Origin of the sequence: Lutibacter sp. A64, from assembly GCF_022429565.1 — a bacterium.
Taxonomy (GTDB): domain Bacteria; phylum Bacteroidota; class Bacteroidia; order Flavobacteriales; family Flavobacteriaceae; genus Lutibacter.
On record NZ_CP092487.1, the window covers coordinates 3,060,559 to 3,082,518 of the forward strand.

19 protein-coding genes are annotated in these 21,960 nt (G+C 29.1%); 13 read left to right on the forward strand and 6 right to left on the reverse strand.

The window, feature by feature from the left end; all coding sequences use genetic code 11:
* Window position 1: 1 nt before the first annotated feature.
* The 5 genes from MKD41_RS12505 (at window position 2) to MKD41_RS12525 (ending at window position 6,379) form a co-directional block, all read left to right on the forward strand.
* On the forward strand, window positions 2-1,822 hold the full coding sequence (locus tag MKD41_RS12505) for an AMP-binding protein (RefSeq protein ID WP_240242626.1): 1,821 nt from the start codon (window positions 2-4) through the stop codon (window positions 1,820-1,822).
* A 63-nt stretch (window positions 1,823-1,885) separates the two neighbouring features.
* Window positions 1,886-2,647: an exodeoxyribonuclease III gene (locus tag MKD41_RS12510; protein ID WP_240242627.1), complete on the forward strand. Its 762-nt coding sequence runs from the start codon at window positions 1,886-1,888 to the stop codon at window positions 2,645-2,647.
* Between the two features lie 19 nt (window positions 2,648-2,666).
* Window positions 2,667-3,617: an OmpA family protein gene (locus MKD41_RS12515; protein WP_240242628.1), complete on the forward strand. Its 951-nt coding sequence runs from the start codon at window positions 2,667-2,669 to the stop codon at window positions 3,615-3,617.
* 6 nt (window positions 3,618-3,623) lie between these two features.
* A complete protein-coding gene (locus MKD41_RS12520; protein ID WP_240242629.1) occupies window positions 3,624-5,183 on the forward strand; it encodes a lytic transglycosylase domain-containing protein in 1,560 nt (519 codons plus the stop codon).
* Window positions 5,184-5,392: 209 nt separating this feature from the next.
* Entirely contained in the window at window positions 5,393-6,379 is a 987-nt protein-coding gene (locus tag MKD41_RS12525; RefSeq protein ID WP_240242630.1) for a DUF4837 family protein, read from the forward strand.
* 324 nt (window positions 6,380-6,703) lie between these two features.
* Here MKD41_RS12525 and MKD41_RS12530 read toward each other — a convergent pair whose 3' ends face one another.
* Window positions 6,704-7,054, reverse strand: a complete 351-nt coding sequence (locus tag MKD41_RS12530) for a hypothetical protein (protein ID WP_240242631.1) — start codon at window positions 7,052-7,054, stop codon at window positions 6,704-6,706.
* 206 nt (window positions 7,055-7,260) lie between these two features.
* On the opposite strand from MKD41_RS12530, the gene MKD41_RS12535 reads away from it, so the two are divergent.
* From MKD41_RS12535 to MKD41_RS12545, 3 genes are all read left to right on the forward strand, one after another.
* Window positions 7,261-7,596 (forward strand): single-stranded DNA-binding protein, encoded by a 336-nt coding sequence (locus tag MKD41_RS12535; protein ID WP_240242632.1) that lies wholly within the window; start codon window positions 7,261-7,263, stop codon window positions 7,594-7,596.
* A 434-nt stretch (window positions 7,597-8,030) separates the two neighbouring features.
* The gene (locus MKD41_RS12540) at window positions 8,031-10,838 is read left to right on the forward strand and encodes a hypothetical protein (protein ID WP_240242633.1); all 2,808 of its coding nucleotides are present in this window, start codon (window positions 8,031-8,033) and stop codon (window positions 10,836-10,838) included.
* An 88-nt stretch (window positions 10,839-10,926) separates the two neighbouring features.
* Window positions 10,927-11,796 (forward strand): BT1926 family outer membrane beta-barrel protein, encoded by an 870-nt coding sequence (locus tag MKD41_RS12545; RefSeq protein ID WP_240242634.1) that lies wholly within the window; start codon window positions 10,927-10,929, stop codon window positions 11,794-11,796.
* A gap of 118 nt (window positions 11,797-11,914) precedes the next feature.
* Here MKD41_RS12545 and MKD41_RS12550 read toward each other — a convergent pair whose 3' ends face one another.
* Both MKD41_RS12550 and panB read right to left on the reverse strand, forming a co-directional pair.
* Window positions 11,915-12,856: a 2-hydroxyacid dehydrogenase gene (locus MKD41_RS12550; RefSeq protein WP_240242635.1), complete on the reverse strand. Its 942-nt coding sequence runs from the start codon at window positions 12,854-12,856 to the stop codon at window positions 11,915-11,917.
* 2 nt (window positions 12,857-12,858) lie between these two features.
* Window positions 12,859-13,677 carry a 3-methyl-2-oxobutanoate hydroxymethyltransferase gene (gene panB, locus MKD41_RS12555; RefSeq protein ID WP_240242636.1) on the reverse strand — a complete coding sequence of 273 codons (819 nt, stop codon included), beginning with the start codon at window positions 13,675-13,677 and terminating at the stop codon, window positions 12,859-12,861.
* Window positions 13,678-13,873: 196 nt separating this feature from the next.
* Between panB and MKD41_RS12560 the strand changes: the two genes are divergently transcribed.
* From MKD41_RS12560 to MKD41_RS12580, 5 genes are all read left to right on the forward strand, one after another.
* Window positions 13,874-14,671 carry a sensor histidine kinase gene (locus MKD41_RS12560; RefSeq protein WP_240242637.1) on the forward strand — a complete coding sequence of 266 codons (798 nt, stop codon included), beginning with the start codon at window positions 13,874-13,876 and terminating at the stop codon, window positions 14,669-14,671.
* A gap of 96 nt (window positions 14,672-14,767) precedes the next feature.
* Window positions 14,768-18,814, forward strand: a complete 4,047-nt coding sequence (locus MKD41_RS12565; RefSeq protein WP_240242638.1) for a PAS domain S-box protein — start codon at window positions 14,768-14,770, stop codon at window positions 18,812-18,814.
* An 81-nt stretch (window positions 18,815-18,895) separates the two neighbouring features.
* A complete protein-coding gene (locus MKD41_RS12570) occupies window positions 18,896-19,462 on the forward strand; it encodes a sigma-70 family RNA polymerase sigma factor (RefSeq protein ID WP_240242639.1) in 567 nt (188 codons plus the stop codon).
* A gap of 10 nt (window positions 19,463-19,472) precedes the next feature.
* Window positions 19,473-19,721, forward strand: a complete 249-nt coding sequence (locus MKD41_RS12575; protein WP_240242640.1) for a hypothetical protein — start codon at window positions 19,473-19,475, stop codon at window positions 19,719-19,721.
* The gene (locus tag MKD41_RS12580) at window positions 19,722-20,363 is read left to right on the forward strand and encodes an O-methyltransferase (protein ID WP_240242641.1); all 642 of its coding nucleotides are present in this window, start codon (window positions 19,722-19,724) and stop codon (window positions 20,361-20,363) included.
* 2 nt (window positions 20,364-20,365) lie between these two features.
* Here MKD41_RS12580 and MKD41_RS12585 read toward each other — a convergent pair whose 3' ends face one another.
* The 3 genes from MKD41_RS12585 to MKD41_RS12595 all read right to left on the reverse strand — a co-directional run bounded on the left by MKD41_RS12585 (window position 20,366) and on the right by MKD41_RS12595 (window position 21,789).
* Window positions 20,366-20,926, reverse strand: a complete 561-nt coding sequence (locus tag MKD41_RS12585; protein ID WP_240242642.1) for a phosphatase PAP2 family protein — start codon at window positions 20,924-20,926, stop codon at window positions 20,366-20,368.
* A 2-nt stretch (window positions 20,927-20,928) separates the two neighbouring features.
* Window positions 20,929-21,246 carry a Sec-independent protein translocase subunit TatA/TatB gene (locus MKD41_RS12590; protein WP_240242643.1) on the reverse strand — a complete coding sequence of 106 codons (318 nt, stop codon included), beginning with the start codon at window positions 21,244-21,246 and terminating at the stop codon, window positions 20,929-20,931.
* Window positions 21,247-21,330: 84 nt separating this feature from the next.
* Window positions 21,331-21,789, reverse strand: coding sequence for an RNA methyltransferase (locus MKD41_RS12595; RefSeq protein WP_240242644.1), 459 nt, complete (start codon window positions 21,787-21,789; stop codon window positions 21,331-21,333).
* Window positions 21,790-21,960 lie beyond the last annotated feature (171 nt).

Genomic DNA, 21,960 nt, shown 5'->3' on the forward strand with positions numbered 1-21,960 from the left:
TATGAGTCAGACCATTTGGAAACCTTCAAAAGAATTAATTGAAAGTAGCAACATTTATAAAATAATGCTACTTTATGGTTTTGATAATTATCAAGATTTTTGGAAGTGGTCAGTAACAAATAAAACAGCTTTTTGGGAAGCAACAGTTCAAACGTTAGAAATTAAATTAGCAACAAATTATACTTCAATTTTAGATGTTTCTAAGGGTGTTGAAAATGCACAATGGTTAAAAAATAGTACATTAAATATTGTTGATTCTTGCTTTCAAAATGAAGAAGATGCTACGGCAATAATTTTTCAGAAAGAAGGTGAACCATTACAAAAAGTTACTCAAAAAGAACTCTTAAAGTTAGTAAATAAAATAGCAAACGGACTCATAAGTTTAGGACTTAAAACAGGCGATAAAATTGCTATTAATATGCCAATGACTTTAGAAGCCGTTGCCATTTATTTAGCAGCAATTAAAGCAGGTATGCCCGTAGTTACTATTGCAGATAGTTTTACGCCAAACGAAATTGAAACTCGGTTAAAAATAGCGTCTCCTAAAGTAATTTTTACACAAGATGTTTTAAAAAGAGGTGAAAAGAAATTGCCTATTTTTCAAAAAGTAGTAGCGGCAAATGCGCCAAAAGCTATTGTTGTAAAAACTTCAGAGGAAAATTTAGTTTTAAGAAAAGATGATGTTTTATGGAACGCTTTTTTAAGCGCTAACACAGCGTTTAAAACTGTAGTTCAAAAACCGAAGGATATTATTACAATTTTATTTTCGTCGGGTACTACAGGGGCTCCAAAAGCAATTCCTTGGACACATACAACGCCAATAAAATGCGCAAGTGATGGGTTTTACCATCAAAATATTCATAAAAACGATGTGGTGTGCTGGTCTACAAATTTAGGGTGGATGATGGGCCCTTGGTTGGTATTTTCTTCATTAATAAATAAAGCAACTATTGCATTGTATTATGGAACACCAATTGAATCCAATTTTGGTAAATTTGTGCAAGATGCTAAGGTTACTATGTTGGGGGTAATCCCTAGTTTTGTAAAGTATTGGAAAGCCTCTAAAAATATGGAACAATTTAATTGGAATACAATACAATGTTACAGTTCAACCGGTGAAGTGTCTAATCCAATAGAAATGAATTATTTAATGCAGTTGGCTAATAATAAACCTGTTATAGAGTATTGTGGAGGTACAGAAATTGGTGGTGCTTATGTTACAAGTACTGTAGTTCAACCAAATATTGCTGGCACATTTTCTACCCAGGCGTTGGGTGGTGAGTTTATTTTATTAGATGAAACAAATAATAAAGCTAAAAAAGGAGAGTTATTTTTAATTCCTCCAATAATGGGGCTATCAACTACGTTACTTAATAGTAATCATTATAACGTGTATTATAAAAATACACCAATATATAAAGGTAAATTATTGCGGAGGCATGGCGATCAATTAGAACAATTGGAAAACGGTTATTATAAAATGCAAGGAAGAGTAGATGATGCTATGAATTTAGGAGGAATAAAAGTGAGTTCCATTCAAATTGAAGCCGTATTAAATAAGTTAGAATTTATAAAAGAATCTGCTGCAATTGCTATTACTCCTTCAAATGGAGGTCCGAGTAAGTTAGTTGCTTATTATGTGGAAAACTCTTCAAAAATAAATACTGAAGAACGTTTTAAATTGGCTAAAAAAAGTATTAAAAATCAGTTAAATCCATTATTTAAATTAACCGATTTGATAAAAATTGCTAGTTTGCCTAGAACAGCTTCAAACAAGGTAATGCGAAAAAAATTGAGAGACGGTTTTTTTAATGAAAAATGAATAATTAAACACAAATGATGTATCAAATACAAGATACCAAATACTAGACACAAATAATAAATAATGAAAATAATATCATATAACGTAAATGGCATTAGAGCTGCCTTAAAAAAAGGACTTATTGAATGGTTAGAAGCAGCAAATCCAGATGTGCTTTGTATTCAAGAAACTAAAGCGCATAAAGAACAATTAGATTTAGAATTGTTTGAAAAAGCTGGTTATCCCTATCATTATTGGTTTTCAGCAGAAAAAAAAGGATATAGTAGTGTTGCAATTTTATCGAAACATAAACCAAACCATGTAGAATATGGAACAGGTATTGAATCTATGGATGTAGAAGGTAGAAATTTACGCATAGATTTTGATGATTTTTCTGTAATGAGTTTATACTTGCCTTCTGGAACTAATGATGCTCGTTTAGACTTTAAATTAAATTACATGGCCGAATTTCAAGAATATGTAAATAACTTAAAAAAAGAAATTCCAAACTTAATTATTTGTGGAGATTATAATATTTGTCACGAAGAAATTGATATTCACAATCCAAAAATGAAAGGTGTTTCAGGATTTTTACCTGTTGAACGTGAATGGATAGGTAATTTTATTGATAGTGGATTTATAGATTCTTTCCGTTATTTAAACAAAGAACCGAATCATTATTCGTGGTGGAGTTACAGAGCAAATGCCAGAAATAACAATAAGGGTTGGCGTATAGATTATCATATGGTAAGCGCTCCTTTAAAAGACCGTATTAAAAGGGCATACATTTTACCTGAAGCAAAGCACTCAGATCATTGCCCAATTGTAGTAGAAATAGAATCATAAAAATTAAAAAAATAAGATAATGTTAAAAAAAGTAGCAATTTTATTGGTTATAACATTCACATTAAATGGATGTGTTTCAAAAAAAGTATATCAAGAATTAGAAACAAAATTTAATAAATTAAGAACTTCTAATTCAGAATTAATTAAAGAAAAAGATGCTTTATTAACTGCTAAACAAGATTTGGAAGCAGAATTAGCAACACTTAAAGATGAATATGAAACATTAAAAAATGAAAAAAAATCGTTGGATAATGAATACGCTTCACTTCAAAATAAATATAAAAATTTAGACGAATCATATGCTGCATTAGCAACTCAAAGTTCACAAAAATTAGCAGAACAATCTAAAACAAATCAAGATTTATTAGTGCAATTAGAAGAAAAAGAACGTAAATTATTTTTAGAAAGTGAACGTTTAGAAAACTTGCAAAAAGAGTTGGATAAACGCTCTCAAGAAATTGATGAATTGCAAGCTTTAATAGATGCAAAAGAAGCACAAATGCAACAATTAAAAAATGCAATTTCAAGTGCATTACACGACTTTGAAGGAAATGGTTTAACGGTGGTTCATAAAAACGGAAAAATTTACGTATCTATGGAAAACAAGTTATTATTTAATTCTGGAAGTTGGGCTGTAGGTTCAGAAGGTAAAAACGCCGTAGAACAATTGGCTAGCGTTTTATCTCAAAACCCAGATATAAATGTACTTATTGAAGGGCATACAGATAATGTGCCGTATAAAGGTACAACTCTAATAGATAACTGGGATTTATCTGTAAAAAGAGCAACAGCAATTGTTAGAATTTTAAAAAATAAAGGTGTAGATCCAACGCAAATTACCGCTGCAGGTAGAAGTGAATTTGTGCCAATTAGCGACAATACAACTGCTGAAGGAAAAGCAAAAAACAGAAGAATTGAAATTATTTTAGCACCTAATTTAGATGAAATATCTAAACTTTTAAAGGAATAAAATTTAATGAAGCAGTTATTAAATATTACATTATTACTATGTTTTAGTGTCGGGTTTTCACAAATAAAATCCGACACTATAAAACTAGAACCAGATACTATAAAACTTCAATCTTTTGAAGACTCTAAAATACTGTTTTCTAATAGTGATACATTATTGTTAAAAAATACAGATACTTTAGGGTTTAAAGAACATGTTGAAGCTACTTTAATAGATAGTTTATGGTTAAACGAATTAATAAAATCGCCACTTTATGATACCATACAATATGTATTAAAAGATGACGAAATTTTAATAACTGAATTAGAAGAGTTACCTACAGAATTATTAAAAGAAAGATTAGCTGTTCTAAATAGTAAAACACCATTTAATATAGCATACAATACAGAGTTAGAGCAAATTATAAAAACTTATTTAAAAAGAAGAAAATCATCTTTTTCTACTTTAATGGAACGTGCACGTTTCTATTTTCCTTTGTTTGAAGAGCAATTAGATAAATACGATATTCCTTTAGAAATGAAATATTTGGCAATTGTAGAATCTGCTTTAAGACCAAGAGCACGTTCTAGAGTTGGCGCAACTGGATTGTGGCAGTTTATGTATCAAACCGGAAAACAATTCAATTTAAATGTTAGCTCTTATGTAGATGAGCGTTCAGACCCTTACAGAGCAACAGAAGCTGCGTGTAAATTTTTAGCAAGTTTGTACAAGATTTTTGGTGATTGGGATTTGGCTTTGGCAGCATACAATTCTGGTCCAGGAAATGTAAGTAAAGCTATTAGGCGTTCTGGTGGAAGTACAAATTATTGGAATATAAGGCATAATTTACCAAGAGAAACCGCTAATTATGTACCTGCTTTTTATGCAACGTTATATATTTTTGAATATGCAAATGAGCATAATATAAAAGCCAAAGAAAATACACTTGCTTATTTTGAAACCGATACTGTACAAATAAAAAGACAATTAACTTTTGAACAAATCTACGAAACTTTAAATGTAGATATTGAAGTACTTCAATTTTTAAATCCACAATATAAATTAGACATTGTTCCGTTTATAAAAGGTAAAAATTATACACTTACGTTGCCGGTAAAAGATATTGGTAAATTTTTAAGTAACGAAAAACAAATTTATGCTTTTGCCGATAGTGAAGATGCTAAGAGAGAAAAACCTTTACCTCAATATATTGAAGAAAATTCTAGAACTGTTTACAGAGTTAAAAGTGGAGATTATTTAGGTAAAATTTCAGAAAAATTTGGAGTTTCAGTAAACAGTATTAAACGCTGGAATAATATGCGCTCTACACGTTTAAAAATTGGACAACGTTTAACAATTTATCCTAAAAACGTAAATGCTGTTACCAGTTCAAAACCAAAAAATACGAGCAAAAAACCGTTGCCAACCGGGCCACATGAAATTTATACTGTACAATCTGGAGATTCTTTGTGGTTAATAGCTCAAAAATATTCTAACGTTTCTGTTCAAAATATTAAAGATTGGAACAATATTTGGAGTGTAAAAAGTTTGAAACCGGGAACCAAATTAAAAATTTTTAAAATTTGATATAATTTTTTAAAATTGTCTTTATAAATATAATTTCGATTTTATGTTTTTAAATTAGTATCTGGCGGTTGAGCAGAGTCGAACCAATTATATGTAATAGTAGCTACTCAAGACTGTTATTTACGTATAGATAAGGTTTTAAATGTTATAAAAATAGATTTCTGCTTGTGTAGAAATTACAGAATTGATAAAAATTAAACTTTTATAAAATGAAAAAAATCGGCTTATTACTTGTAATTACTGCTTTATTTATTTCTTGTGGATCAGGTGAATCTAAAAAAACATTAAAAGAAGCAAATGGAAGAATTAATCACTTATTAGTGGTTATAAAAAATAGCGAATGGCAAGGTCAATTAGGTGACGAGCTTCGTAAAATTATTGCAGAACCAGTGTTGGGTTTACCACAACCAGAATCTCAGTTTGAAGTTACGCAAGTACCACCAGACAGTTTTTCTAGTATGTTTAGAGCTACCAGAAATGTGTTAAATGTTGGTATTGGCGAAGAAACTGCTTTTACTGTAAGTAAAGATGTTTATGCAGCTCCTCAACAAATAATTACCATTACCGGAAAAAATGAAGCAGAATTAATTGCTGAAATTCAAAAGAATAGTAAAAAAATTGTTGATATCTATAAAGCTGCGGATATTAAATCGGTTCAAAATAATATCTTAAAAAAGTTTTGGGATCCAACACAATCTCAAACGTTTACAAAACAAGGGTTTTCTCTTAAAATTCCTAGAAAATATAGAAAAGTTGAAGATAACGGAGAATTTGTATGGTACCGCTACCATTTAAACGGAGATAATAGTATGGAATTAATTGCTTATACTGTTCCAATTACTTCTAAAGATGATGAAAATGGAAACAATATTGTTGCCATACGTAATGCCTTCGGAAAAAAGAATATTCCAGGTCAAATTGAAGATTCTTATATGATGACTGAAGAAGCTTATTCTCCTCACATATTTGAAGTAGAAGTAGACGGAAAAAAAGCTTTTGAAACTCGTGGAAAATGGGAAGTTAAAAATGTATATATGGCAGGCCCGTTTTTAAGCTATACCGTTATAGATAAACCAAATAACAGATTGGTTGTTGTTGAAGGACTAACATTTGCTCCTTCTATTAACAAACGCGATTATATGTTCGAATTAGAAGCTATTTTAAAAACCTTAAAAATAGAAACTGTAGCTCCTTAATTTCAAATTTTATTTTTTCTTAGTGTCATGCTGATTTTGTTTCAACATTTCACTTCAATAAATATAATAGCTCTTAGTAAAGGCGGGCCTGAAACAATGCTGCTGGCAAGCTGGATTGTTCTGAGTAATTAATTTTGTATGATATAAAACATAGAATTTAATAAGTAAATTAATTGTGTATCTAAAATTTCATTTTACTATTTAACGTCATACTGAACTTGTTTCAGTATCTCACCCTCAGTAAAAGTGATGCAGAATAAATAAGCTAGCAAGTTTTTTTAGTTTACTAAATTTATAATTTTCATTAAACGTATGCTATTTAAATTATTCCTTTTTAATTAAAAGGTAATAATCATTTTCTAAGGCAAGATATCCTTGGTTGTATATATAATAATAGGTGTTACCTGTTTTTGTAGTATAAATTGAAGTAAAAAAATTAAAATCGAAGTTACCATCTAATAATTTAGTTCTGGTAACTTTTGTTTTTCCAGTAGTATTTAAATCGCAAAGTAGTTTGTAATTTTTTTTAAGCCTATTGTTTACATTTCTAATTAAATTTTTACTTTCTTTATTTACTTTATTATTGAAAGAGTTTCTACAATAATCTGAACAAAACTTTTTATCAATGCGTCCTTTAAGCGGTTCGCCACATTCTAAGCATAATTTTTTTTCCATAGCTTGTATTTTTAATTAGAGTTTCTTTTTTGTCTAAAGTCTAAAGTCAATCACAACGAATATACTAAAAATTATCCGTTTACAAACGACTACAACCATTTACATACGAAAGTAACTACATAACAACCGAATAAAATACCATTCATTTTAAATATTTGCACTGTTGAATTGACCGAATGATATTCAACGTATAAAAACCTTATCTTATGAGTACGTTAAGAAACAAAGTACAGTTAATTGGAAATTTAGGAAACAACCCAGAAATTATTACATTAGAATCTGGTAAAAAATTAGCAAAATTTTCAATTGCTACAAATGAAACTTACAAAAATGCGCAAGGCGAAAAAGTTACAAATACAGAATGGCATAATTTAGTTGCTTGGGGAAAGACAGCTGAAATTGTAGAAAAGTATTTAGAAAAAGGAAAAGAAATTGCTATTGAAGGTAAATTAACTTCTAGAACCTATGATGATAAAGACGGTAATAAAAGGTATATAACTGAAGTAGTGGTTACTGAGTTGTTATTGTTAGGTACAAAATAAAAGTTTAAATTTTACTGAAATAGTTATCACTTTAAATATATATGCTTTTTTAACATTAAAAAAGCATATATTAATTTGGTAAAAAAACCTTCTAAAAAGCAAGAATCTGCCACTAAAAATTGTGAAATCTACTGCGGAATACTAAAAAAAATGCTTAAAAAATATAAATACGGTAATGTAAACGTGTTTTTTGTTTGAAAAAAACCAATCTTTTTGCAAAAAAAAAAGAACAATATAAAATTTAAAATATTGTATATTAACATATTAAATCTAAATAATGCTTGTGTAGCCTATGCTAGGTGAAAAAAATAATAGTTTTAGCAATTCAATTATTGCATAATTAAAAAAATTATGTAGTTTTGTTAACTAATTGTAATAACACAAGTTTATTAACCTATTTAAATTTTAAAGAATATTAATTAAAAAGTTACAAAATGAAAAATTTAAAAAAATTGTCGGTAGTATTATTTGCTACTTTACTAAGTTTAAACTTCACATCATGTATTGATGACGGAGTTTCTGACGCTGTAGACCAAGTATACTTGGCGCAAGCAGAGTATTTAAAAGCACAAGCTGCTTTACAAGAAGCGATGGCTGAAGCGGAATTAGCCGAAGCTACAAAAACTGAAGCTGAAGCTCAGTACCAATTAGCATTGGCAGAAGTTCAATTAGCGATGGCTAGAGAAACTGATGCTAATACTGCACAAATTGAAGCAGGAACTGCTAATATTCTTGCTGCTGCTGAATATTTAGCTGCAACAAATGCTATGACTTTACTTGAAAAACAAGCTGAATTAGATATATATTTAGTTGAGTTAGAAGAAGATCTTGAAATAGCAAAATCTTCATTAGCTGTTAAAATGGTAGAGTTAGCTGAAGCTATTGCTGATACTAAAAATGATTTAGTAAGAGGTTTATACGGAACTTATAGCCAAAAAATGAGCGCTGCTAGTTCTTTATACAACCAAAAAATTACTAAATTAAACCAAATTGCTAAACAAGAATTATTTTTAGTTACTGGAGATGATGTTTCTATGGCATTTGCTAAACAACAACTTGTTGATGCATTAGCAATGTTAAACGCTGATTTAGCTACTGCAAATGCAGAAATTGCTCGTTTACAAGCTTTAACTCCTAGTACTGCACAAATGGATGTTACTGCTCTTGAAGCTGACATTGCTACAGTAGAAGCAAAAAAAGATTCTTTAGGAATTGTTTTAGGTGAAAAAGAAAATGACGTAACTGTTGCTAAAGCTGCTTGGGAAGATGCAACTAGCGATTATGCAGAAATTAATTCTAAACAAGCTGAAATTAAAGCTGTTTCTGATGTAATTGAAGCTCACGAAGCTGATATGAAAGCAGATACATTAGCTATTGCTGCTGCTCAAAATATTATTGATGTTGAAATTCCTGCTCTTGAAGCTGCTATTTTAACTGCAGAAGCTGATGCTGCTGCTGATGTTGCTGCTGCTGAGGCTGCTGTAACTGCTGCTGAAGGTGATGTTGCTACTGCTGAGGCATTAGTAGTTACTACTAAAGCTGACCGTGTTGCTAAATTAGCTATTCTTGACGATGCAAATACAGCTTTAACTACTGCTGATGGTGTGTTGACTGATGCTAATGCTGCTAAACAAGTTGTTGAAGATGATATTGCTGATTTAAACCTTAACTACAGACAAGCTGTAAATGCTTATACTCTTAAATTAGAAGAAGAAGATGGTTTAATTGCTACACAAGCTACTGCTATTGGTGATCAAGCTGATGCACAAGCTGCATATGATGCTGCTAAAGCTCTTTATGATGCAAATCCAACTGGAAAAACTGCAACAGACGGTACTGATCTAGCTGCTAATCCTTGGCCATTTGAAGTTGATGCTATTGGTAACCATGACGATGCTATTTCAACTACATATCTTGAAGTTCTTACTTGGGAAGAAACTTCTGCAGGTTCTGGAAGATTTATTCCTGCAACTTGGAGTGCAGTAGGTATTGCTGAACTACCTACAGTAGTTGCTCCTGAAGAAGCTATTGATTACAATGCTAGAACTTGGAGTGGAGCTGAAGGTATATCTGCAGCTAACAGTGTAAATACAAATTTAACTTATTACTTAGAAGTTGAAGCTGATGATGTTGATGTAATTACAACTGCTCTTAATTTAAATTCAGCTACTGTTGAATTAGATGCTGCAAATGATGATTTAGATGCAGCAAATGATGCTGTAGACTCTTATACTACTGAAGTTGCTGAATTAGAAGCAGATTACCTTTACAAACAATCTTTATTTGAAGATGCTAGTGTTGAATTAGATGCTGCACAAGCTGTAGTTGATGCTGCACAAGATGATGTTGATGCTGCACAAGATGATGTTGATGCTGCACAAGCTGATTTTGACGCTGCTGTTGTTGCTAAAAATGAAGCTATTGCTGCTTTAGGAACTGAAACTACTGCTCCTACTTCAGAAAGTGATTCTGCTATTGATCCAGAAGAATCTGCTTATGATGCTTTATATAACAGACAATTAGAACTTTTAATTGCTGAAGATGAAGCGGAAACTGCTGTTGAAGATGCTGAACAAGCTCTTGAAGATAAAGGATCTGTTGCGTCTTGGGAAGCTTATATTGATACTAAATGGGAAGAAATTGCAGAAGTTGCTGATTTATTACCAAGCCACGAAGCTGCTTTAGCTCATTTAGAAGAAGAATTAGCTGCTTTAACATTATCATTTGATTTAGACGAATTATTATTCGATCCTCAAGACCATACATTTACTTATGAAGTTGATGATGTAAATATTGGTGATGACTTAGGATATATTCCTTTATTAGCTGATTACTTAAATGCTATTACTGCTAGAAATGCTGTAGATGCTTTAATGGATGCTTGTGATAGTGAAAAAGCATTAATTGAAAACACTATTGAACACATTAAATTATACTTAATCCCAACTGGTTCTGATGAAGTTTCAGAAGATAATGTTGCTGATTTCGAAGAGTGGGTTGCTACTGCAATTGAAGCTCAAGAAGATATAATCAATGGTGACGGTTCAAGTGACGGTCTTATCAAAGATATCGAACAAGCAGAAGTAGATATTGATTTAGCTGATTATGACCAAGATGCTGCTGAACTTACTTTAGCAGAATACGAAAGAGAGTTAACTGTAATTGAAGCTAAACTTGACGTTCTTGAAACTTCAGCTGCTGCTATCTTAGTACGTATTGAAGCATTATTAGCTACAGAATAAAGTTTTTTTAAGAATTATTTGAAACTGGAGAGTTCGCTCTCCAGTTTTATAAAACTAAATTAGTCGAATCTTAAAGAACTTTAATAATATGAAAAACAAAATAATTTTAAGCATCTTACTAGCAACGTTTACCGTTGTAGGTATGAGTGCTCAAGATAAAGATTCACACAAAAAAGGAGATAAAAAAGAGTGTAAAGAATGTAACGACACTCCTAGGTTTGCTCCTCAAAAAGGAGATTTTACCGCTCAAATGTTATTTGGACAAGGAAATTTTGCAAATTATACGTTGTATGTTCCTAGCTCATCTGCTTCTAATCCATCATCAAGTAGTGCTTCTACTATATATAGTAGTCCACTTTATGTAGGTGAGGTTAGTGCTAATGATAACAGTATCACCAATATGACTGGTGCTGAATTCAGATATTATGTGAGTAATAAAATAGCATTAAAAGCTAGTGGAGCTCTTATTTTAAGAAACACTCCTTATCAAGTAAACACTCCAGGTGTTTTTGATACTGCTAACAATGTTTGGATTATTCCTGAGTATGGTTCTGTTGATGCAACTGAACAAACTCAAGCGCAATTCTCTATTGGTGCTGAATTTTTATTAAAAACTAAAAATGAGAGATTATTCCCTTATGTAGGGGTAAACTTACCATTTGATTATGCAAGAGGGTCTGTGTTTACACCTGCTCATATTGATGCACTTGGTAATGTTACTATTCCTGATACTGGATCTCGTCATTATGAAGTAGTTGCATATAGTGCACAAGCTATTGCTGGTGTAGATTACTATATTGCTAAAGGTTTATTCCTTGGTTTTGAAATTAAACCAATATCTTATACTTACGCTACAAGCGTTAAGTCTCCTGCTCCTGAACTAAGTAATTTAGAAGTAGAAAATAGTACATTTTCAATGTTTGCCCAATATAACTTTAAAGTTGGGTTTAAATTTTAACTTGTGGGATATTACTATATTACGAAAAAGGCTACCAATTTGGTAGCCTTTTTTTTGCTTAATGTTTTATGAATATTAATACTATGTTTTAACTTAATTAAGTTCTTTCCTAGTTAAATTATTTAATAAATAGTTCTTTTATCTTATTTACTATTGTTTGAGCTAGTTTTACTTTAGATTCAACTGTCCAACCTGCAATATGTGGAGTTAATAATACATTTTCTGAATTTATTAAATAATTAAAAGCCTCTGGTAGGTTTTCATTTTCAAATAAATTTTCAAAAGATAATTTTTCATATTCAAGTACATCTAAACAGGCACCTAATACTTTTTTATGAATTAGTGCTTCAACTAAATCATCTGTTACTACGGCAGATCCTCTAGCGGTATTTATAAGGTAAAAAGGCTTTTTAAATGCGTTTATAAAGTCAGAATTCACCATTTTATGTGATAGGGTGTTAAATGGAGTATGTAAGCTTAAAACGTCAGCTTTTGCTTGTACTTCATCTAAACTTACTTGTTTACAGTTTTCATCTCCAACATTAGCTTTAATATCATAACAAATAACTTCTACATCAAAACCATTTAATTTTTTAGCAAAAGCTTTTCCCATATTACCGTAACCAATAATTCCAACAGTTTTACCTTCTAATTCAATACCTCTGTTGTTTTCTCGCAACCATTTTCCATTTCTAATTTCAAGATCTGCTTTTTTTAAATTATTAAACAATGCTAATAACATGCCTAAAGCTTGTTCTCCAACAGCATTTCTATTACCCTCAGGGGCCGAAATTAAATGAATTCCTTTTTTTTGAGCGTAGTTAACATCTATACTCTCTAATCCCGCACCAACTCTAGCAATAAACTTTAAATTAGTTGCTGCATCTATAAACGTTTTATCAATTTTAAACCTACTTCTAATTACAATGCCATCGTAATTAGAAATAATACCTTCAACTTCAGATTTGGATGCTGTATAATTTTCAATATTATCGAAACCTAAATCGTTTAGTTGATTAATTAATAACGGATGATTAGTATCTAAATGAAGAATTTTCATAATTAATACTGTTCTTTATCGTTTGGAAAGTCTTTACTTTTAACATCTGAAATATAGCTTTGGAAAGCTCCAGTCATTTCATCATAAAGATCTAAATATCTTCGTAAAAATCTTGGATGGAATTCTTGAGTCATTCCTAACATATCGTGTGTAACTAAAACTTGTCCGTCTACACCGTTACCAGCGCCAATTCCAATAACAGGAATTGAAATACTTTCTGCAACTTGTTTTGCTAGTTTAGCAGGTATTTTTTCAAGAACCAAGGCAAAACAACCGAGTTCTTCAAGTAATTTTGCATCAGATAAGAGTTTTTTAGCCTCTTCTTCTTCTTTAGCTCTAACGGTAAAGGTTCCAAATTTATAAATAGATTGCGGCGTTAAACCTAAATGACCCATAACAGGGATACCAGCGGTTAAAATTCTTGAAATTGATTCAGCAATTTCACTACCTCCTTCTAGTTTTACAGAGTGTCCACCAGATTCTTTCATAATTCTAATAGCAGAATCTAAGGCGCTTTTAGAATTTCCTTGGTAACTACCAAAAGGTAAATCTACAACAACAAGAGAACGATTTGTAGCTCTAACAACCGAACTTGCGTGGTAAATCATTTGATCTAAAGTAATAGGCAAGGTTGTTTCATGTCCAGCCATAACATTAGAAGCAGAATCACCAACTAAAATAATATCAATACCCGCACTATCAACAATTTTTGCCATTGTATAATCATATGCGGTTAACATGGCAATTTTCTCGCCATTCTTTTTCATATCAGTTAATGATTTTGTTGTAATCTTTTTGTAACTTTTTTTTGCAGTTGACATTTTATGTTGGTTTTATAACTAAAAGGTAAAAGTAATGAAAATTAAGATTATTATTAATATGATTTGTTAGGAGTATTTATAAAAATTAATTAAAAAAATAGCTTGTAATTGATTAATAATAGGATTTTTAATAAAAATAAACCTAAAAGTTTGAAAGTAATAAGATTAAAATTATTTTTACACAAAATAACTTGATTTGAAGAAGCCCCAAAAAGATTCAAAAGAATATATAAGTGAACTAGAAGATAAAATTATTGACTTAAGCTTACAATTAAAAACGCAAAACAATTTATTAGAATTAATCGAAATTAAAAATAATAAGTTAATTTCTAAGCTTACACATAATTTAAAAAACCCAATTGGTACAGCCTTTTCTTTTTCTGAAATGATGCTAGTAGATAGTGATAAATATACTCCTGAAAAATTAGAAAAACATTTACAAATTGTTAAAGATTCTTCTCAATATGCAATAAGCTTATTAAATAAGTTTGCTAATTTTCAAAGAATTAGTACGTTAAATTGTAATTATAATTTTGAATTAATTAACTATATAGAGCTACTAACAAAAATTATAGAAAATTTTAACAAGCAGGCAGAAAGTAATTGTTCTATTTTAATAAATACCATACCTAAAGAAATTTTTGAATTAAATATTGATGCTGAAAAAATTACGTTAGTACTAAAACAAATTATAGAAAATGCAATGCGATTTTCTTCTGAATATTCTATAATTATAGTTGATATAAAAAACAATAATAATTATATAGAAACTACTATAACCGATACAGGTATTGGTATTTCTGAAAATGATTTAAAAGATGTTTTTAACGATTTTTTTGTTGTTAATACATATGATTCTTATAAGAAAAAATGTATTGGATTAGGACTTTCTATGGCGCAAAAAATAATACAAAAACACAAAGGTATTATTTCAATAAATAGCATTTTAGGTAAAGGTACTACAGTAAAAATTTCATTACCAATCCATAAATAGACTTTATTTAAGTTACAACCTATATTTTAAAATATCTAAAGAATAAAAATTTACGTATCTTTAACTGTTTTCAATAACCCCAATGAAAATTTTAAAATGACTAAAGACAACATACATAATGTAAAAATTAAGGATATTAGCAGTAAAACTACTGACAACTATTTTTCATTTTTTGAATACTCCCCAATTGCTTTGGTTATTGAAGATTTTTCTGAAGCTAAAGAATTTATTAAATCAATTGTATTAGAAAATAATGTTGATATAAAAACATATATAGAAAATAACCCTATGGTTATTTCTAAGATACTTTCTTTAACAAAAGTAAAAGAAGTAAATGCAAAAGCGGTACAGCTTTACAAAGCCAAAAACAAAAGAGATTTAATAGATAATATAAGAAATGTTTATCCTGAAAAATCGGGTAAAGAATATAGAAAATTAATAACAGATATTTTAACAGGTGTAAAAGAAACAGAAATTGAAACTGTTAATAAAACACTTGATGGTAAAGAATTTAATGCGCTTATTAAATTTAATTTGGTAGAAAATGCCAATGAAGAAGCTGATAATTTAATTTTATCAATTGAAAATATTACCAAAAATGTTGCGGATCAAAGAGCACTTGTTAATAGCGAAAATAGATATAAAGAATCCGAAATTATTGCTAAAGTTGGAAGTTGGTTTTATAATTTAGAAACAAAAAAAATTGAGTGTACAAACCAAATTTTTAAAATTTTAGAAGAAACACCCAAAAAAGAGCAGTTTAATATTAATTATTTTCTTGATTTTGTTCATCCAGAAGACAGAAAAATACTTTTAAACTATAACTTTAATAAGTTATTAAAAAATCCGAATATAGAATTAAAATATCGGATTATTACAAAAAAAGGAACACTTAAATATATACTTGAAAAACGAAATCTTATTAAAGAAAATAATAAATTTTCTAGAATTATTGGTATTATACAAGATATAAGTGAAAATGTGTTTTTTGAACAAAAGCTTAATACTACTAAAAATTTACTTTCAAACACACTTTCAGGAATAAAAGATGGATTTGTGATTTTAGATAAAAGTTCTAAATATTTATATGTAAATGAACAGGCTTCTGCTATGTTAGGAAAGAGTTCTGAAGAACTTATTGGAAAACAAATGTGGAAAGAATTTCCAGTAAAAGATGATAATTTATTTTATACAGAATATGTTAAAGCTTTAAGCACAAAAAAACCAATAAGTTTTGAAAGTTATTTTGAACCTTGGGATAGATGGTTCGAAAACAGAATTATACCATCTAAAGATGAGGTTTTAATATTTTTTCATGAAATAACCGATAAAAAACGATCGGAAAACACCATTAAGGAAGCTTATAATATTATAAATAAGAGTCCTACCATCGCAATTTTATGTAAAAATGAATTTAACTTTCCAGTACTTTTTGCATCTGAAAATTCTGAAAAATTATTTGGATATACCCAAAGTGAATTTTTAAATAGAAAATTAAATATTTATGACGTGGTACATCCAGAGGATTTACCAATGATTAGAGAAAAAATTTTTAAGAAAATAAAATATAAAAAAGCAAAAGGATTTGAAGCGAAACCATTTAGAATAATAACAAAAGAATCGAAAATTAAATGGATACATGCGCGGTTTGATTTCACTAAAGATGAAAACAAAAACATTACACATATTCAAGCAATTGTAGAAGATATCACCGATAAAAAAAGAACACAAGATTTATATCATGAGAGCAATCAAAGGTTGCAAAATCAATTTGAAAACACCCCTTTAGCTTCTATTATTTGGAATAAAGATTTTAAAGTAATACAATGGAATAATGCTGCTGAAAGAATTTTTGAATACACAGCAAAAGAAGCCTGTGGAAAACATATAAAAGAGCTTATTATACCAAAGACGGAAACCTCAAAGGTTGAGAAAATTTGGAACGGATTATTACAACAAAAAGGAGGTTATAGAAGTACCAATAAAAATATTACTAAAACTGGTAAAGAAATTATTTGCGACTGGTACAACGTAACTTTAAAAGATGCTGAAGGCAATATTACAGGGGTAGCATCTATGGGAAATGATATTACAGAAAATATAAATTCAAAAAAACTTTTAGAAAAATCAGAAAAGAAATACCGTGATATTTTCGAGAAATCTATGGATGCCGTTATAATTATTAAAAATGGTGTTATAACAAATTGCAATGAAGCTACATTAAAAGTTTTTGGATATTCAGATAAAAAAGAGTTAATAAAGTTACACCCTGCAGATATTTCACCTCAATTACAACCTAATGGTGAAAATTCATTTTATGAAGCTCAAAAATTAATGAAAACTGCCTTAGAAAAAGGAAGTAATAGATTTCAATGGTATCATAAAAAAAAGAACGGACAGGTTTTTCCGGTTGAAGTTTCATTAACAAAAATTGAAGAAAGTGATAATATAATAAGAATACATGCGGTTGTTAAAGATATTTCAGAAAGAGTAAAAAAAGAAGAATTAGAAAGTGTACTGTATAACATATCAAAAGCGGCATTAACCATAGATGATTTTAATGAATTTAATACTTTTATAAAAAATCAACTACATAAAATTATAGATACTACTAATTTTTATATTGCATTATACAATAAAGAAAATAAGACTATTAGCTTGCCTTTTGTAGTAGATGAGAAAGATAAAACCGAAGTGTTTCCTTTAGAAAAATCGTTAACGGGTCTTGTTATAAAAACAGAAAAATCTATGCTTGTAAGTGCTGAGAATCATAAGCATTTAATTGAAAAAGGTATTGTAGATATGATTGGAGAACCTGCAAAAATTTGGGCGGGAGTACCACTTAAAACACAAACTGAAGTATTTGGAGCAATAGGTGTACAAAGCTATAAAGATGGAAATGCATACAATCAAAACGATTTACAATTATTAGAATTTGTAGCAGATCAAATTAGTATAGCCATTCAAAAAAACAATACAGCTAATGAACTTAAAAAAGCACTTGTAAAAGCACAAGAGTCAGACAAATTAAAATCTGCATTTTTAGCAAATATGAGCCATGAAATAAGAACACCTATGAATGGTATTATAGGTTTTTCAGAACTGTTTTTAAATTCTGATTTACCAGAAGATGTACGAAAGAAATATGCTGAAATTGTAATAAATAGTAGTAAACAATTACTTTCAATTGTAAATGATATTTTAGATATTTCAAAAATTGAAGCAGGAGCCATTCAATTAAATTATACAAAAGTAAATATTAATAAACTGTTAGATAATGTTTACACATTCTATGCACCAATTGCTAAAAAACAAGACTTAAAATTTACTTGTGTAAAAGGACTTCCTGATAATGATAGTATTATTAAAATAGACAAAACTAAATTGCATCAAGTGCTAACTAATTTATTATCTAATGCATTTAAATTTACAGATAATGGTAGTGTAGAAATTGGTTATAAACTTAAAAACAACAACTTAAATTTTTATGTAAAAGATACAGGAATAGGAATTGATAAAAAAATACATACCACAATTTTTGAAAGGTTTACTCAAGGAAATTTAGATCTTGATAAACAAACAAAAGGAACTGGTTTAGGTCTTTCCATTTCTAAAAAGTTTATTGAACTTTTTAAAGGAGAAATTAAGATTGAATCTAACAATAAGGGAACAACAGTATTATTTACAATTCCATTTAAAAAAGCAAATGAAAATACAAAAACTATGGAAAGAGAAATAGATATTATTAAAAGCAACGCCCCTAGTAATAAACAAATTACGTTATTGGTAGCTGAAGATGAAGAATATAATATGCTTTATATTAATGAGTTATTTTCTACAACACCTTATAAAATTATTGAAGCCATTAACGGTAAAGAAGCTATTGATCTTGCTTTGGCACATTCAGAAATTGATATGGTGTTTATGGACATAAAAATGCCTATTGTTAATGGAAACGAAGCAATGCTTAAAATTAAACAAGCAAAACCCGACTTGCCTGTAATTGCCCTTTCTGCTTTTGCTATGGAATCGGATAAAGAAAATGCTTTAAATAAAGGCTTTGATGATTACTTAACAAAACCTATTGATAGAAAGAAAATATTTGAATTAATAAACCACTATGCTAGTCTTATAGGTGATTAATAAAGTCACAATATGTATTAATTATTAAATTTAGAGTTTTTCTAAATTTAATAATTAATTTAGCTCTAAGTTTAAACTTAAATGAGTACTAAAAAACATACCTTAAACCCCGAAAAATGGGTTTCACTTCATGCAGATTATCTGTATAACTATACCATTAGTAGAATCAATAACCACGATTTAGCTAAAGATTTAGTGCAAGATACATTTTTTGCAGGACTTAATGCACAAGATAATTTTCAAGGAAAAGCAAGTGAACGTACTTGGTTAATTTCTATCTTAAAAAGAAAAATTATAGATCAATATCGAAAATTAAACTCCGCAAAAGGAAAGGCAGAAGTGAAAATGAATTTTTATTCAGATGGAGAACATGAAGGCGATTGGATAGAAGAACGTGTGCCTTCTGACTGGAATACTGAAATAGAAAAAAATATTGAGAATGAAGAGCTAAGTGATGCTTTAGAAAAATGTATAAACAACTTGCCAGAAAAATATGCTATAGTTTTTAGAATGAAAACAATACAACAATTTGAAACAGAAGAAATATGTAAGGAACTAGAAATAAGTTCGTCAAATCTTTGGGTAATAATACATAGAGCTAGAACACAGCTAAGAAAATGTATGGAAGATAATTGGTTTAAAAATTAAAAAGCTACAGATGAAATTAACTTGCAATGAAGCTACAACAATTTGTGATAAAAGCCAGTATAACGAAGCAACTTTATGGGAAAAACTAAAGTTGAGATTACATCTTCTTTTATGCAAAAAATGTGGTAAATATTCTAAACAAAATAGTTTTATGTCTAAATGTTATGAAACAAAAAGAATAACAGATTGTACTAAAAACAAGTGTTTATGTGATGAAGAAAAAAAAATAATGGAGCAGCAATTAAAAGAAAAGTTATAAATGAATTTTTTACCGGATCTTATTGATAACTACGTTATTAATCATTCACAAAAAGAACCAGAATTACTAAAACAATTAAACAGAGAAACTTGGCAAAAAGTATTAAATCCTCGTATGCTAAGTGGAGCCTATCAAGGTAGGTTATTAAGTATAATTTCAAAATTAACAAACCCTAAAAACATTTTAGAAATAGGTACTTATACCGGTTATTCGGCATTATGCTTAGCTGAAGGCTTACAAAAAGATGGAGAATTAATTACCATAGATAAAAATGAAGAGTTAGAAAGCTTCGCTAAAAATTATTTCAACAAGTCAGATTACAAAAATCAAATTAAGCAATTTATAGGTAATGCAATTGATATAGTTCCAACGCTTAATAAAAAATTTGATTTAGTTTTTATAGATGCTGATAAATCTAATTATATAAATTACTTTAATTTAATAATAGAAAAAATGAACTCTGGAGGCGTTATTTTATCTGATAATGTATTATGGAGCGGTAAAATTGTTGAAGAACTCAACCCAAAAGATATCGATACAAAAATACTTCTTGAATACAATAAATTACTAAATTCAGATACTAGAGTTGAAACTGTTTTACTTCCAATTAGAGATGGATTAACAATAACAAGAGTAAAATAACACTAGTTTTTCAACACAAATAAGTTTGTTATTTTATAAAAAATAACTGCAACACAATAACCTAAAAGCATTCCTGCAAAAATATCAATAGGATAATGTAAGGCCAGATAAATTCTACTATACGCAAATAAAAAAGGGAAAATAAAAATCAATAATGCAGCTTTGTATTGTTTTTTTAATATCCAAAACGAAAAAAAAGCAACAGTAAAAGATACTGCAGAATGCCCAGAAACAAAACTAAAATCGTGAGCTTCTACCAAAACTCGAATTGACTTATTTATAGAAACATCATTTATAGGTCTAATTCTTTGAAAAATATTTTTAATAATATTTACAACTATTAAGGAAGTTCCTGCATTTAAAGTAGTTATTATTGAAATGTAAATGGCTTTTTTAAGTCCAAAAGCTTTATAACCCAAATAAAATAATAGAAAAAATAATGGAATCCAATGTGGAGGATAGGTTATAAATAACCAAAATCCATCCCAAAATTCAACCCCTTTTGAATGTAAAAAAAGTAATAATTGCTTATCGTATTCAATAAGAGAATTAAGAAATTCCAAAATTATTTGTTTCTTTTAATAGGTCCTGTAATTTCATCAGCAATAGTGTCTTTTACTTTTTTTACAGGCTTGCTATAGTCTTGAATGTTATCAGTTACTTTATTAATTTCTTCTTTAATACTTGAAGCAACATCAAGATCTATATTATTTTTTTCGGCACTATTTTTTATTTCGCGTTTAATATCGTTAGTAGCATCTTTAACTTGACGCATACCTTTTCCTAAGCCACGTGCAATTTCTGGTAATTTATCTGCACCAAAAAGCATTACAACAATAACGAGTACTACAAATATTTCAGCTCCGCTAATAAATAGATACATTCTTAAATGTTTAGATTACAAATATAGTATAAAAACGTTATAATTTAAATGATGTTGTTTATACATGTTTAAGTTAAAAAAAAATTACAATTTAAAAGCTTTTGCTTGCCTATCATACATTACAATACTACCAGCAACAGAGACATTTAAACTTAAAACGGATTTAAATTTTACTAAAAAATGCGATTTTTCTATGGCAGCTTTAGATAATCCGTGATCTTCTGCTCCTAATAAATATACACAACGCCTTGGGTGTTTAAATGTTTCAAGTTGAACAGCTTTTTCATCTAATTCAACACCAACTAATTGCGCTCCTTTTGGTAAATTATTGTAAAAATCTTCAAAAGTTGCATAATGAAAATAAGGCATTGCTCCAGTTGCTTTATGTGTATCGCAGGCTTGTTTTGCATACCTATTTCCAATGGTAAAAATAAAACTGGCTCCCATATTTTGAGCAGAACGCCATAAAACACCTAAATTTTCGGGTGTTTTACCATTTTGTATTCCAATACCAAAAAAACCTTGTTCTAAATTATTTATCATTTATAGATTTTAAGACTTTTAAAAAATACGTCAATCTAAACTTGTTTCAGAATCTCATCATACAAAATACCTATCATTATGAGAACCTAAAATCGATGATTCACGAATTCCTTTAAAAAATTGATTAAATGAATGTGAGTAAACAAGTTCAGGTTGACGATGTGACTAATA

What these genes read in the sequence shown, in the direction of transcription:
- MKD41_RS12505 (WP_240242626.1), top strand. Translation starts at nt 2, where the DNA reads ATGAGTCAGACCATTTGGAAACCTTCAAAAGAATTAATTGAAAGTAGC.
- MKD41_RS12510 (WP_240242627.1), top strand. Translation starts at nt 1,886, where the DNA reads ATGAAAATAATATCATATAACGTAAATGGCATTAGAGCTGCCTTAAAA.
- MKD41_RS12515 (WP_240242628.1), top strand. Translation starts at nt 2,667, where the DNA reads ATGTTAAAAAAAGTAGCAATTTTATTGGTTATAACATTCACATTAAAT.
- MKD41_RS12520 (WP_240242629.1), top strand. Translation starts at nt 3,624, where the DNA reads ATGAAGCAGTTATTAAATATTACATTATTACTATGTTTTAGTGTCGGG.
- MKD41_RS12525 (WP_240242630.1), top strand. Translation starts at nt 5,393, where the DNA reads ATGAAAAAAATCGGCTTATTACTTGTAATTACTGCTTTATTTATTTCT.
- MKD41_RS12530 (WP_240242631.1), bottom strand. Translation starts at nt 7,054, where the DNA reads ATGGAAAAAAAATTATGCTTAGAATGTGGCGAACCGCTTAAAGGACGC.
- MKD41_RS12535 (WP_240242632.1), top strand. Translation starts at nt 7,261, where the DNA reads ATGAGTACGTTAAGAAACAAAGTACAGTTAATTGGAAATTTAGGAAAC.
- MKD41_RS12540 (WP_240242633.1), top strand. Translation starts at nt 8,031, where the DNA reads ATGAAAAATTTAAAAAAATTGTCGGTAGTATTATTTGCTACTTTACTA.
- MKD41_RS12545 (WP_240242634.1), top strand. Translation starts at nt 10,927, where the DNA reads ATGAAAAACAAAATAATTTTAAGCATCTTACTAGCAACGTTTACCGTT.
- MKD41_RS12550 (WP_240242635.1), bottom strand. Translation starts at nt 12,856, where the DNA reads ATGAAAATTCTTCATTTAGATACTAATCATCCGTTATTAATTAATCAA.
- panB (WP_240242636.1), bottom strand. Translation starts at nt 13,677, where the DNA reads ATGTCAACTGCAAAAAAAAGTTACAAAAAGATTACAACAAAATCATTA.
- MKD41_RS12565 (WP_240242638.1), top strand. Translation starts at nt 14,768, where the DNA reads ATGACTAAAGACAACATACATAATGTAAAAATTAAGGATATTAGCAGT.
- MKD41_RS12570 (WP_240242639.1), top strand. Translation starts at nt 18,896, where the DNA reads ATGAGTACTAAAAAACATACCTTAAACCCCGAAAAATGGGTTTCACTT.
- MKD41_RS12575 (WP_240242640.1), top strand. Translation starts at nt 19,473, where the DNA reads ATGAAATTAACTTGCAATGAAGCTACAACAATTTGTGATAAAAGCCAG.
- MKD41_RS12580 (WP_240242641.1), top strand. Translation starts at nt 19,722, where the DNA reads ATGAATTTTTTACCGGATCTTATTGATAACTACGTTATTAATCATTCA.
- MKD41_RS12590 (WP_240242643.1), bottom strand. Translation starts at nt 21,246, where the DNA reads ATGTATCTATTTATTAGCGGAGCTGAAATATTTGTAGTACTCGTTATT.
- MKD41_RS12595 (WP_240242644.1), bottom strand. Translation starts at nt 21,789, where the DNA reads ATGATAAATAATTTAGAACAAGGTTTTTTTGGTATTGGAATACAAAAT.